Annotated in this window: 12 protein-coding genes; 4 read left to right on the top strand and 8 right to left on the bottom strand. The window is 40.2% G+C overall.

Features of this window, described 5'->3' with window-relative positions:
• The first annotated feature begins 105 nt into the window (after window positions 1-105).
• Window positions 106-1,350, top strand: a complete 1,245-nt coding sequence (locus IAG46_RS03615; RefSeq protein WP_190808951.1) for a peroxiredoxin — start codon at window positions 106-108, stop codon at window positions 1,348-1,350.
• Here IAG46_RS03615 and leuB read toward each other — a convergent pair.
• Both leuB and IAG46_RS03605 read right to left on the bottom strand, forming a co-directional pair.
• Complete coding sequence (leuB, locus tag IAG46_RS03610; RefSeq protein WP_190808950.1) at window positions 1,343-2,461, bottom strand: 3-isopropylmalate dehydrogenase; 1,119 nt, start codon at window positions 2,459-2,461, stop codon at window positions 1,343-1,345. The two genes, IAG46_RS03615 and leuB, sit on opposite strands and share 8 nt — an antisense overlap.
• Before the next feature lie 31 nt (window positions 2,462-2,492).
• A complete protein-coding gene (locus tag IAG46_RS03605; RefSeq protein WP_190808949.1) occupies window positions 2,493-3,665 on the bottom strand; it encodes a 2-isopropylmalate synthase in 1,173 nt (390 codons plus the stop codon).
• A 146-nt stretch (window positions 3,666-3,811) separates the two neighbouring features.
• Here IAG46_RS03605 and IAG46_RS03600 point away from each other — a divergent pair, with 146 nt between their 5' ends.
• The gene (locus IAG46_RS03600; RefSeq protein WP_190808948.1) at window positions 3,812-5,356 is read left to right on the top strand and encodes a hypothetical protein; all 1,545 of its coding nucleotides are present in this window, start codon (window positions 3,812-3,814) and stop codon (window positions 5,354-5,356) included.
• On the opposite strand, the gene IAG46_RS03595 is transcribed toward IAG46_RS03600, so the two are convergent.
• Entirely contained in the window at window positions 5,353-6,015 is a 663-nt protein-coding gene (locus IAG46_RS03595; RefSeq protein WP_223826570.1) for an RluA family pseudouridine synthase, read from the bottom strand. The genes IAG46_RS03600 and IAG46_RS03595 overlap by 4 nt on opposite strands.
• A gap of 72 nt (window positions 6,016-6,087) precedes the next feature.
• The gene (panB, locus tag IAG46_RS03590) at window positions 6,088-6,906 is read right to left on the bottom strand and encodes a 3-methyl-2-oxobutanoate hydroxymethyltransferase (protein WP_190808947.1); all 819 of its coding nucleotides are present in this window, start codon (window positions 6,904-6,906) and stop codon (window positions 6,088-6,090) included.
• Between the two features lie 71 nt (window positions 6,907-6,977).
• On the opposite strand from panB, the gene IAG46_RS03585 reads away from it, so the two are divergent.
• Window positions 6,978-7,460, top strand: coding sequence for a nuclear transport factor 2 family protein (locus IAG46_RS03585; RefSeq protein ID WP_190808946.1), 483 nt, complete (start codon window positions 6,978-6,980; stop codon window positions 7,458-7,460).
• A gap of 1 nt (window position 7,461) precedes the next feature.
• Here IAG46_RS03585 and IAG46_RS03580 read toward each other — a convergent pair whose 3' ends face one another.
• From IAG46_RS03580 to IAG46_RS03565, 4 genes are all read right to left on the bottom strand, one after another.
• The gene (locus IAG46_RS03580) at window positions 7,462-8,088 is read right to left on the bottom strand and encodes an SCO family protein (protein ID WP_223826569.1); all 627 of its coding nucleotides are present in this window, start codon (window positions 8,086-8,088) and stop codon (window positions 7,462-7,464) included.
• A 46-nt stretch (window positions 8,089-8,134) separates the two neighbouring features.
• On the bottom strand, window positions 8,135-9,862 hold the full coding sequence (locus IAG46_RS03575; RefSeq protein ID WP_190808944.1) for a hypothetical protein: 1,728 nt from the start codon (window positions 9,860-9,862) through the stop codon (window positions 8,135-8,137).
• A gap of 234 nt (window positions 9,863-10,096) precedes the next feature.
• Window positions 10,097-10,342 (bottom strand): VF530 family DNA-binding protein, encoded by a 246-nt coding sequence (locus IAG46_RS03570; RefSeq protein WP_190808943.1) that lies wholly within the window; start codon window positions 10,340-10,342, stop codon window positions 10,097-10,099.
• Between the two features lie 22 nt (window positions 10,343-10,364).
• Window positions 10,365-11,789, bottom strand: a complete 1,425-nt coding sequence (locus IAG46_RS03565) for an L-serine ammonia-lyase (protein WP_190808942.1) — start codon at window positions 11,787-11,789, stop codon at window positions 10,365-10,367.
• A gap of 200 nt (window positions 11,790-11,989) precedes the next feature.
• Here IAG46_RS03565 and dnaK point away from each other — a divergent pair, with 200 nt between their 5' ends.
• Window positions 11,990-13,912 (top strand): molecular chaperone DnaK, encoded by a 1,923-nt coding sequence (dnaK, locus tag IAG46_RS03560; protein WP_190808941.1) that lies wholly within the window; start codon window positions 11,990-11,992, stop codon window positions 13,910-13,912.
• Window positions 13,913-13,946 lie beyond the last annotated feature (34 nt).

The following is a 13,946-nucleotide window of genomic DNA, read 5'->3' as shown; positions in this document are numbered from 1 at the left end:
TATATAACAATAGGGAAAGAGATTCAATGTAAATAATAGGGACAACCACTAATAGTATAAGTTTTACGTTGTATTTTAGACAAACTTGATAAATCTCTTGAAATTATGAAAAGAATCGGGCTATTGGCGGTATCCATATCATTGTTCTTGGTTTCCTGTAAAAAGGAAGTAAAAGAGGAGCTTACCATTGGAGATTGGTGGGCAAAAATGGATGTATCGGCCACTGATGCGTTACCCGTAACCCTTTACTTGTCCAAAGATTCGATTGGGAACTATCAGATGGAGATGCACAATGCCGAAGAGTCCATTATGATAGATGAGATTGAAATAAAAGGCGATTCTATTCGTATCAATATGCCCGTGTTCGAGGGATATGTTACAGGGACCTTTTCCAAGAATGAGATTCAGGGTAGTTTCGTAAAAGAAAGTTTGGATAGGACCGTTCCCTTTACGGCCATTTATGGTAAAAGAGATCGGTTTGAAATTGGTTCGGAGCCAAGTGTCAATATTTCTGGGATTTGGGAAACCCATTTTGATATTGGTACAGATGAAGATTACCCTGCAATGGGGATTTTTATGCAGAATGGAAATATAGTAAAAGGCACATTTAGAACATTAACGGGAGACTATAGATTTTTGGAAGGTGTTGTAAATGGAGATAGTTTAAAACTCTCAACCTTTGATGGAACTCATGTATTTCTGTTCACAGCCAAGGTTACCGATAGCACATTGCAAGGAATTTTTTATTCCGGTAACCATTCGGTAGAAAAATTTGTGGCCAAACGCAATGAAGCTTATCAATTACCAGACCCGAATACTTTGACCTATTTGAAAGAAGGGTATGATCGATTTGACTTTTCATTTCCGGACACCAATGGCAATATGATCAGTATGTCTGATGACCGTTTTAAAAACAAACCAGTTTTAGTCCAAGTGATGGGTACATGGTGTCCCAATTGTTTGGATGAGACCCGCTTTTATGTAGATTATTTTAAGAAAAACCCCGATTTGGATATAGAAATTGTCGCTTTGGCTTTTGAGTATGCAAAGACAAAGGAAAAAGCTGAGAAAGGGATTGAAAGGCTTATAAAAAGAGAAAAATTGACATATCCCGTGCTTTTAGCACAATATGAGACTTCAAATAAACGGATGGCCAACGAAAAGTTACCCATGTTGAACCATGTGTTGTCTTATCCTACCACTATTTATATTGACAGGACTGGCGCAGTGAAAAAAATACACACCGGTTTTAACGGCCCTGCAACAGGTAATAGGTACGAGGACTTCACAAAGGAGTTTGATCAAACTATCCGTGAACTTACGGCATCTGAGGAGGAAGCTTCTAAATAATGGTGGACTTTCCTAGATCAATGTTCTCATCGTTCATGTTGATGTCATCATCACTGTCCACAATGTTCTCTGCGATAAAGTCACCAACTTGATTTGTCCCATATTGACTGTTGACATCCAAGTCTTGGGTGACAATTCCTTTTTTCAAAGACTTGTCTACAGCTTCACGAACAGCCATCGCTTCTTCAAAAAGACCGAAATGCTCCAACAACATGGCAGCTGATAGAATCGAAGCAATGGGATTGGCAATATCTTTTCCCTTTGCCTGCGGATAGGAACCATGTATGGGTTCAAACATTGCATTTTCATCACCAACGGAAGCCGAAGCCAAAAGACCAATAGATCCCCCTATAACGCTTCCTTCATCGGAAATGATGTCACCAAACATGTTTTCCGTTAGAATAACATCAAACTGACTTGGATTTAAGATAATCTGCATGGCAACATTGTCCACAAATAGGTATTCCAAGGTAACATCGGGGTAGCTTTCCCCAATCCGGGTCACGACTTTGCGCCATAACCTTGAAGATTCCAAAACATTGGCCTTATCCACCAAAGTCAATTTTTTACTACGATTTTTGGCTGCTTTAAATGCCAAATGTGCAATTCGCGAAATCTCTTTCTCGGAATATTCGCAGAGGTCAGATGCCACAGTCCCTTCTTCATTCAAGTGCTTTTTTCCAAAATAAATCCCACCAGTTAATTCACGATAAATGGTGAAATCCGTACCCGAGATTATTTCTTCCTTTAAAGGAGAATTTTTGATCAATGATGGAAAAACCTTAACAGGTCTAATGTTGGTGTACAGCCCAAGTTCTTTTCTAAGCTTGAGCAATCCTTGCTCTGGTCTTACTTCGGCATCGGGGTTGTTGTCATATTTTGGATCTCCTATGGCACCAAAAAGTACCGCATCGGCTTCTTTGCAAAGTGCTAAAGTATTTGGTGGAAGAGGGTCTCCTTTTCTGTCTATTGCAATAGCCCCGACCAGGGCTTCTTTGTAGCTAAAATTATGGTTGAAGGTTTCTTCTACGGCTTCCAGACACTTAACTGCCTGCGTTAAAACCTCTGGTCCTACACCATCTCCTGGCAGTAAAGCTATATTAAGATTCATCTATAGATCCTTTGATGTTTCAGTCCTTTGATTATGCCAAACTTTGGATAGAAATATCACTGGTCTCAATAATTTCATGGATATCGTTATCCATGATTTCCTTTTTGCGATCTGCATATCTCAGGAAATTCTGGTAAACCACATCCAATTGTATTTTGGTCAGTTCATACCCTACATTTTTAGCTCTATATGCCAAAGCAGCGCGTCCACTTCTGGCCGTCAATACGATGGAAGATTCATTGACTCCCACATCTGTTGGGTCCATGATTTCATACGTCTCTCGTTGTTTGATAACGCCATCTTGGTGAATGCCAGAACTGTGCGCAAAGGCGTTTGATCCGACAATGGCCTTATTGGGTTGCACTGGCATCCCCATTTTTTGAGAAACCATTTGGCTGGTATCATAAAGCAATTTGCTATTGATTCCAGTATCGAGATTCAAGTAAGGGTGCTGTCTCATGATCATCACTACTTCTTCCAAAGAAGTGTTTCCGGCACGCTCACCAATTCCGTTTATGGTACATTCAATTTGTCGTGCTCCATTTACTACCCCGGAAATGGAGTTAGCGGTCGCCAATCCAAGGTCGTTATGACAATGGCAGGATAGGATTGCCCTATCAATACCGGTAACATTTTCTTTCAGGTATTTCATTTTAGCGCCATATTCCTCGGGTAAACAATATCCGGTTGTATCAGGAATATTCAGAACGGTCGCCCCCGCCTTTATTACAGCTTCGCAAACTTGTGCTAAATAATCATTATCCGTTCGGCCCGCATCTTCCGCATAAAATTCCACATCCTCAACAAATGTTTTGGCATAGGCTACAGCTTCAACAGCTCTTTCAATAATTTTCTCCCGAGTCGAATTGAATTTGTGCTTGATATGGGAATCTGAAGTGCCAATACCGGTATGAATACGTGGTCTTTTAGCTATTTTAATAGCGTCTGCGGCTACTTCAATATCTTTTTTAACTGCCCTGGTAAGTCCACAGACTGTTGCGTTCTTTACCAATTTGGCAATCTCTTGTACAGACTTAAAATCTCCTGGGCTGGAAATCGGAAAACCAGCTTCAATGATATCAACGCCAAGTTCATCCAAACGTTCAGCAATAATCAATTTTTGCTCGGTGTCCAATTTGCATCCCGGAACTTGCTCTCCGTCCCTTAGTGTTGTGTCAAAAATTTGTACCTTATCTTTAGCCATTATTTTAGTCTGTTTTGTCTAAACAATACGAAGATAGAGTAGGAGTTTGCACGAACCGGATGGCCCCTATATCCATTACAACGTTAAATTGTATTTCATGAAGACTAAATTGTTGAAATACAAATAGTTAAATTATATTTTTTACGATGACAAATGCCCACAAGGATACTTTGTTTGTGTTGATTAAATCACTTTCCAAATCAGAAAAACGTCAGTTTAAGCTCTATGTGGGACGACTTGGGGTAAATACTGATGCCAAGTTTCTGGCCCTCTTCAACTTGCTGGATAAGATGAAAAAATATGATGAACGACAGATTTTAGAGAGTGGCATTGTTAAAAAAGCACAGCTATCCAACCTAAAAGCACATCTATACAAACAAATCTTGGTCAGTTTAAGACTCAATCCGGTCAATCAAAACATTAGGGTCCAAATTCGAGAGCAGCTTGACTTTGCGACCATTCTCTATCAAAAGGGATTGTACAAGCAGAGCTTGAAAATTTTGGACAAAGCCAAGAATTTTGCAATTGAGAATGAGGAAAAGAACGTGGCCTATGAAATTGTTGAGTTGGAAAAAATTATCGAGACCCAATATATTACACGGAGCATTCCCGATAGAGCCGAGGAGCTGACCATACAGGCAAAGGAGCTGTCTGAGCACAACGTAATGACCAGTAAACTTTCCAATTTGTCATTACAATTGTATGGGATGATGCTAAAAGTGGGATATGTGCGTAGCGATGAGGATTTACAGGAAGTAAAAAACTATTTTGAAACACATTTACCTGATTACAAACTTGAGGACTTAGGTTTTAGGGAGAAACTATGGCTGTATAAGGCACATTTATGGTACAGTTTGTTGATACAGGATTTTCTCTCATCCTATAAATATGCCAGTAAATGGGTGGACCTTTTCTACGACAATGAGGAGATGATCAGCTTGAATCCTGTATTTTTTCTCAAAGGAAATCATTACCTGCTAGAGTCGTTGTTTTTTGTAAAATATAGCTCTCAGTTTAAACAAACACTTGAAAAATTAGAGGCTCAGGTAAACAGCTCAAATTTCCCGCAAAACGACAATATTGCTTCTTTGGCTTTTTTATACATCAACTCCAATAAACTTAACCTTCATTTTTTGGAGGGGACCTTTGATAGGGGACTATATCTAGTGAACATAATCGAGTATGGTATTAAAAAGCACAGGGATAGGATTGATGAACACCATATTATGCTGCTGTACTACAAAATAGCATGTCTTTATTTTGGTAATAGTGACCATAAAAACTGTATTGTTTATCTAAAAAGAATTATTTCCAATAAGAACTTGAAAATGCGTGAGGATTTAATGTGTTTTGCCAGGGTGTTGAGCCTTGTCGCCCATTATGAGGCTGGTATGGACTACCATTTAGAAGTTCAGTTGAAGAGCACCTATAAATTTTTGTTGAAAATGAACGACCTGCATGCCGTTCAAAAAGAGATGATCAAGTTTTTGAGAAGTTTGGGGGATATTTACCCAAGCGAACTGAAGAACGAGTTTCAAAAGTTATACAGTGAACTGAAAAAATATGAGCATCATCCGTATGAAAAAAGGGCCTTCCTTTATCTTGATGTCCTTTCGTGGTTAGAGAGCCATTTGCACAACAAACCAGTTGCCCAAATTATTAGGGAAAAGGCATTGGCGGTAACTCGCTAACAAGCATCCCATACTGGGTCTTTAGGAGGTTGGGCGGTAAACGTCATTATCTCCTTTTTTACTGGATGTTCCAACTCCAAACTTCGTGCGTGCAAATGGATTCCGCCATTTTTATTGCTTCTTTGAGCCCCATATTTTAAATCTCCTTTTATGTAACATCCAATAGCCGCCAACTGGGCCCTTATTTGGTGATGTCGTCCAGTTTTTAGGTTTATTTCCAAGAGCAAATAAGAATCCAGTTTTTTGCGAATGGAATAACTCAAAATGGCTTTCTTGCTATCGGGCACTTGTTTGGTATGGGCGTAGGATTTATTTTGTTTGGGATTCCGAACCAACCAATGTTCAAGAGTTCCACTTTCTTTTTCGGGTGCAGTTTTAACCACTGCCCAATAGATTTTTTTTGCTTTTCCTTCGGAAAAAAGTTTGTTCAATCTGGGAAGGGCTTTGGATGTTTTTGCAAATAATACGATTCCTGAAGTGGGTCTGTCAAGTCGATGGACAACCCCCAAATAAACATTGCCTGGCTTGTTGTATTTCTGTTTTAAGTATTGTTTTACAACCTCGCTTAATGGGGAATCTCCTGTTTTATCGCCTTGAACAATATCCCCAGAGCGCTTGTTCACAACAATGAGGTGATTATCCTCGTAAATTACTTCCAAATTGGAAGAATCGGAGTGATTGGATTTGTCTGAAATTGGAAAATTGATAATTGTAAATTGAAAAATTGTCAGTTAATATTGTTCGTTTTCATTGGGGAAATCCTTGCTCTTAACGTCATCTACATATTGTGAAATGGCACTGCCCATATCTTCGTACAAGTTCATATATCTTCTAAGGAAACGTGGATTAAACTCATGGGTCATACCTAAAAGATCGTGAACCACCAGCACTTGACCGTCAACTCCGTTCCCGGCACCAATTCCAATTATTGGGATCGAAACACTTTCGGCCACTTCTTTGGCCAATTTTGCAGGTATTTTCTCCAAAACAATACCAAAACAACCTAGTTCTTCCAGCATTTTGGCATCCTCTTTCAATTTTTGGGCTTCTTCTTCTTCCTTGGCCCTAACCGTATAGGTGCCAAACTTGTAGATGGATTGTGGTGTTAACCCTAAATGTCCCATTACCGGAATACCAGCTTGAAGAATACGACTTACAGATTCTTTGATTTCCTCCCCACCTTCAACCTTTACGGCATGGCCACCGCTTTCCTTCATAATACGGATTGCGGAGCGTAAGGCTTCTTTGGAATCACTTTGATAACTCCCAAAGGGAATATCAACCAACACCAACGCTCTTTTAGCCGCCCGGACAACGGAACTGGCGTGGTATATCATTTGGTCCAAGGTGATCGGTAGAGTAGTTTCATGACCTGCAATCACATTGCTGGCCGAATCACCAACCAAGATAACATCTACCTGGGCTGCATCGACAATTTTGGCCATGGAATAATCATAAGCTGTTAGCATGGAGATTTTTTCTCCATTTTGCTTCATCTCTATCAATGATTTTACCGTAACCCTTTTATATTCTTTTTTTGCAACTGACATTCTGTTCGTTTTTACCTGCTAAATGTAAGCAGATTTGTTTAAATTGAACTGCAATCGAAAAACTTCAAAAAATGAAAACTCCAGTCATTGGTGTCATGATGCTATTCTCATTGACCGTTCTTAATGCACAAGGGCCAAATCCTCCAGAGATAAACGAAAAACAAGAAGTAAAACAAGTCATAGAAACTTTTTTTGACGGTTTCCATAAACAGGATTCCATGATTATGAAAAGTACGCTTGCGGATAAAGTGGTACTTCAAACCACTGGGAGAAATAGGGAAGGTAAAACCATGTTCAGGACCGAGGAAGTTTCAAAACTGATCAGCTCAATTACCAGCATACCCGATAGCGTAAGTTTTCAGGAAAAATTGACCTCATTTTCGATTCAAGTAGACCGGACTATGGCAAATGCCTGGGTGGGATATGAATTTTGGTTCAACGATAGTTTTAGCCATTGCGGAATCAATTCTTTCCAACTCATAAATTTTGATGGGGAATGGAAAATAATTTATCTAATTGATACTAGAGGCAGGGCAGGTTGCCTCGAAGAATAATTCAGGGTTTGTTGGTCAAGATTTTGATATCATTGGTTAAACGAAGCATGTCTTCATCGGCTGTTCCGTTGTAGACCCCACGTATTCGTTTTTTTTCATCGACCAACACAAAATTTGGGGTATGAATAAAATCTTGCAATCCCCCATCACCTTGATCAACAGCTGCAAAGTAGCTTTTGCGCGCTAAATTATATATGTGTTTTTTGTCACCTGTGGTAATGTTCCATTTGGAGTCGATAGCACCATGTCGTTCGGCATATTTCTTTAAAATGGGAACATTGTCCATTTCTGGTGTGACGGACATGGATAAGAACATAACGTCTTCATTATTTAAGAAAACCTCTTGCAATTTTTCCATGTTGTTTGACATTATGGGGCATATACTTGGGCAACGGGTGAAAAAGAAGTCGGTAACATAAATTTTATTCTCATAATCCGATTGGGTAATAATTTCTCCATTTTGGTTGATCAATTCAAAATCGGACACTAAATGGGGCGTTTCCGTACCCTGTAAACTAATATCCACTAGCTCTGGATTGAAATCTTTTGGACCCAAAACAGGTAATTCTGAACCACTTTGAAAAACCAAATAAAAAGCAACCAAAACACCAATGGTCAAAAAAACCATTAGCCTTTTGGTTTGCTTGTATGTATTAGACGACGTTTTGGCCATTTTACAATACGGAAGTTGTAATTGTCAAGTCGGAATGCTGCCAGGCTTTGTCAAATTCTTCTTTTACGATTTGGGCTTCATCCATTTTACCTTGGGCTTTCAAACTATTGTGCAATCCCATTAATGACCATCCGTTTTGTCGCAATACCTTTAAATCAGCCCGATATACTTTTTCTGCATCCTCATATTTCTTAGCGTCCATTAAAATGGCACCTAAATTTTGTCTTGTTGGAATATGCCATGCTGCGGGTTCTGTATACGTGAGCCCATCTTCAAATGCCACAGCATTGTTAAGATGTTCAATGGCTTTGGCAGAATCGCCATTCAAGGCTGCCAATTCTCCAGCAATAACTTCATAGGCAATATTGGCCGAATTTATCGAAGGATTTTGCGCGGTGGCCACTAAATTTTCCATCTCAGGGTCACTTTTCAAGGCTTCAATAGCGTCCAGTTCTTCTTTGGCTTCTTTGGCATTTCCTTTTCTGATAAAGGCCATTCCTCTGGCATAATGTCGTATTAGATTAAGATGCTTAATGTCTTTATTGGGTGCAGGTATGGTCAGAATTTCGTTCCATTTTCCGAATCTGGTGTAAGCTAACATAGGTGTGGACGCAAAATCTTGCAAAAATGGCATGGTTATAAATTCGCCGACAGGCACTTTTTCTGCAGTTTTCTTAGCCGCATCAATGGCTATATCACTATTGCCCAGCAAACTGGCCGCGGACCATAAAAAATGAATGTTATGAGGATAGTATCCTAAAGGATACAATCCTTGCGAATAGCATTGGGAAATATAATCTTCATCCGCTAAAATTGCACTTTGATTGGCCTCTACCGCATCCAAATAACGCCCTACACGAATATAAATATGGGAAGGCATATGAACTAAATGTCCCGCGGCGGGCATCAGCTCACCCAATTTATCAGCACTGGCCACTCCCAAATCCGGTTTTGGAAGTTCCACCATATGGATATAATAGTGATGGGCTCCTGGATTGTTCGGATTAAGAGCCATTGCTTTTTCAAGTGCGGCTTTGGCCTGAGGAATGTTAGGGGAGGGGTCTCCATTTTCATCCCAATAATTCCACGGCACGGTATTCATAACCGACGCCGCGTACAACACCTGTATATCTGCATCATTTGGATATTGTTGCAATACTTTGGCCATTGCATTCATGTAGGCCATATTGAGTTCCGCAACATCTTTGGATAGATCTTCACTATATCTTGCTTTCAACGCATTGATCAAGGCTTTTTCCTTTGGAGTTGCACTGGAAGAAAGACTTATTGCCTTTGCCAGGGCTTCGTTTGTTTTTATTTTTCGTTCCTCTGGAGGTAATGGATCATTGATATTAGGACCCAAGGCATAAGCCTGACCCCAAAATGTCATTGCCGAAGTGGGGTCTAAACGCGAGGCTTCCATAAATGATCTATGGGCTTCAGCATGATTAAAGGCATATGTGAGCCGCAAACCTTGATTAAAAAATGTTTGCGCTCTTTCATTGTTTGTAGTTATCGTGTAGGTCAAATCTCCCAAGTTTTCAAAAAGGGGTGCAATTTGCTGTGTGGAGTCAACTACTTCGAGTAAATAGGTGGTAGGTGTACATTTGATAAAGCTAAATGATGCTTTCTGATAATTTTGTGAAGTTCCTGAGTTGGTTTTGGTCAAAAAGTGAACTGCTGTTAATACGCCTAGCACTACTATTGCCAGACTTAGTTTAGTTTTCATAATGTTCTAGTTAAAAGGTTGTCTTCTTTACAATTTTGATTAGCGAATAGTTGGTAGAGCTATCCAATTCGAAAGTTGATGTGCCGGGGGAAGATGTTTTAGCACTAAAATTTTGAATGGGTAATTATATGATAATTTACTGCTAATCAGCCCCCAAAGTAGTAAAATTTATGCGATTTGGATTGGAATATTGTGTACAGTGCTTGTTTTATTGTGTTTTGGGTAGTGTTATTTTTATCTTTTCCCAGTCATTAAGTTAAGATAGAGTGTTTCTACCTTATCTCTGGCCCATTGGGTTCTTCTTAAAAACTTTAGGCTTGACTTGATTGAAGGATCTTTTTTAAAACAATTGATATTGATTCGTCGTGCCATTTCTTCCCAACCGTAATGTTCTACCAGCAGCTCCAGTATGTCAATCAACTTTACCCCATGCAATGGATTGTTGGGTTGTGATTGTTTTGGATTTTTCTGTTTATCCATTAAAAGGCGCATTTGTTTTTGGTTAGCAATCACTTAGGAAGACACCAACGGCCAGACCTCCTTCGGAAGTTTCCTTGTACTTGCTGTTCATATCCTTGGCGGTTTCCCACATGGTATTTACCACTTTGTCCAATGGTACTTTTGCTTCCTTAGGGTCAGCATCCATGGCAAGCTCAGCAGCGTTAATAGCTTTTATGGCCCCCATGGCGTTGCGTTCAATGCAGGGTATCTGTACCAAACCTCCAATGGGATCGCAGGTCAATCCCAAATGATGTTCCATGGCAATTTCAGCGGCCATTAACACTTGTTCGGGGGTACCGCCCATTAACTCTGTGAGTGCCCCGGCCGCCATAGCTGAAGATACACCAATTTCGGCTTGGCAGCCTCCCATGGCAGCCGATATGGTCGCTCCCTTTTTAAAAATACTTCCAATTTCACCAGCCACTAGCAAGAATTGTTTGATGTCCTCAAAATCACCATCGTGATTTTCAATAACAAGGTAATACATGAGGACTGCCGGTATAACTCCCGCACTTCCGTTTGTGGGTGCAGTGACAACTCTTCCCAAAGCCGCATTGACTTCATTGACTGATAATGCAAAACAGCTTACCCATTTTATAATTTGGCGGAATTTTACCTCAGTCTCCCTAATACTTTCCAGCCATTCTTGTGGAGTGGAGTAGGGATGGGAATCTTTCAATTTTTCGTGCATGTCAAAAGCACGGCGTTTTACATTCAAACCACCAGGAAGGATTCCTTGGGTATGGCATCCGACATGCATGCATTCGAGCATCGTATTCCAAATGCGCTTGAGTTCACTATCAATTTGACCATCTGACCGTAATGACCTTTCATTCTCTAAAACAATCTCTGATATGGATTTGTTTTGTTGATTGCAGTAAAAAAGAAGTTCATTCCCCGTTTTAATCGGATATGGAAAGGTCTTGAATGTTGCTTTGTTCTCTTTGGAATGTACCAATTCTTCCTTTACTACAAAACCACCGCCAATGGAATAATAGGTTTCCATTTGTGAACTGCCGTCAGCGAAACTAGCCGTGAATTGCATGCCATTGGAATGGAAAGGAAGAAATTTTCTTTTAAAGCGGATATTTTCATCCAAATGAAAGGGAATTTTATGGGCGCCACCGAAATCCAGCGATTGTGCTGACTTAATATCTTCAATAATGGAATCAATGTTTTCCGTAGGAACGGTTTCGGGGTCAGTGCCCAGTAGGCCCATTACCACCGCAATATCAGTGGCATGTCCTTTTCCAGTCAGGGACAGCGAACCGTACAAGTCAACATTGACATTGCATACGGAATCAAAAAGGCTTTGCTCTTTCAATTCTCCGATCCAACGTTCGGCAGCTCTCCAAGGCCCTAAGGTATGTGAGCTTGAGGGACCTACTCCAATTTTGAGCATATCAAAAACACTAATACATTCCATTGATCAGATTTGGCATTTCAATTTGGAAGCCAAAATAGATAAAATTGACAATGTAGTTCATGAAAATATGTCGAAACTGAATTAATCTTTTTACTGATCATGGCTGACACCTTGTCATATTTTTTGTCATGGCATAATCATTGACATTGCTAGAGCGACACTAATAATAGAATTTTTCAACAGATATAACTTTAGATACGATGAGCAAAATTATAGGCATAGACTTGGGTACGACCAACTCCTGCGTCTCCGTTATGGAGGGTAACGAGCCCGTAGTAATTCCGAATGCAGAGGGCAAGCGAACTACACCTTCGGTAATTGCATTTGTGGAAGGAGGAGAAATCAAGGTAGGAGATCCTGCAAAAAGACAGGCGGTTACCAATCCACATAAAACAATATACTCCATCAAGAGATTTATGGGAAATAAATTCTCAGAATCTAAAAAAGAGGCAGACCGTGTTCCTTATAAGGTGCAGAAAGGTGATAATGACACACCGAGAGTTGATATAGACGGACGTTTATACACACCACAAGAACTTTCTGCCATGATTCTTCAAAAAATGAAGAAAACCGCAGAGGATTATTTAGGCCAGGATGTTACCAGAGCGGTAATTACAGTTCCAGCGTACTTTAATGACTCACAGCGTCAGGCTACAAAAGAAGCAGGAGAGATAGCAGGTTTGACCGTTGAGAGAATCATCAACGAACCGACCGCAGCATCTTTGGCCTACGGAATGGACAAAAAAAATACAGATCAGAAAATTGTAGTTTTTGATTTTGGTGGAGGTACACATGATGTTTCCATCTTGGAATTGGGTGATGGTGTTTTTGAAGTATTGGCCACAGATGGGGATACCCACTTGGGTGGTGATGATGTAGATCAAAAAATTATAGATTGGTTGGCTGAAGAATTCAAAAATGATGAACAGCTTGATCTAAGAGAAGATGCGATGGCGTTGCAAAGACTTCGTGAAGCTGCCGAAAAGGCAAAGATTGAATTGTCTTCTTCTGCGCAGACCGAAATCAACTTACCTTATGTTACGGCAACGGCTTCTGGCCCTAAGCACTTGGTGAGAACGTTGAGTCGTGCCAAATTTGAACAGTTGATCGATGATTTGGTAAAAAGAACAATAGAGCCATGTGAAACTGCTTTGAAAAGCGCAGGGTTATCCAAAAGTGATATCGATGAGATAATTTTGGTAGGTGGTTCTACCCGTATTCCTGCTGTACAGGAGGCCGTGGAGAAATTCTTCGGAAAGAAACCTTCCAAAGGAGTTAATCCGGATGAGGTTGTAGCTGTTGGAGCTGCAATTCAAGGTGGTGTGTTGACGGGAGATGTAAAAGATGTATTGTTATTGGATGTTACCCCACTTTCTTTAGGAATTGAAACGATGGGTAGTGTGTTCACTAAATTAATTGAGGCGAACACTACAATTCCAACAAAAAAATCTCAGGTATTCTCTACAGCAGCGGATAATCAACCTTCGGTTGAGATTCATGTTTTGCAAGGAGAACGCCCTATGGCGGCAGATAATAAAACCATTGGTAGATTCCATTTAGATGGTATTCCACCTGCACAAAGAGGAACACCTCAGATTGAGGTAACCTTTGATATTGATGCAAATGGTATAATCAAAGTATCTGCTACGGACAAGGCTACAAATAAAACTCAGGATATTCGTATTGAGGCTTCGTCAGGTTTGACAGAAGAAGAAATCGAGAAAATGAAAGCTGAGGCTGAGGCTAATGCAGAATCAGATAAAAAAGTCAAAGAGACTGCAGACAAGCTGAATGAGGCAGATGGAATGATTTTCCAAACGGAAAAGCAACTTAAAGAATTTGGCGACAAATTATCTGATGACAAGAAAAAGCCAATTGAGGAAGCTTTGGAAGAATTGAAGAAAGCCTATGAAACCAAGGATGTGGTTGTTATTGAACCCGCTTTGGAAAAAATCAATGAAGCGTGGAAAGTAGCCTCTGAAGAAATGTACAAGGCCCAAGCAGATGCCGCACAGGCTAATGGCACAGATGCTACTGCCGGAGCTGATGATGCAGCGGCAGGAGCAAATGATGCTGCTGAAGGAGACAATGTAGAAGACGTCGATTTCGAAGAAGTGAAATAATCATAAGAATTCACAGTAAAAAAAGCCCGCAATT

The organism is Flagellimonas sp. S3867 (assembly GCF_014698935.1).
Lineage (GTDB): Bacteria > Bacteroidota > Bacteroidia > Flavobacteriales > Flavobacteriaceae > Flagellimonas.
This window is presented reverse-complemented; position numbering and strand designations above follow the sequence as displayed.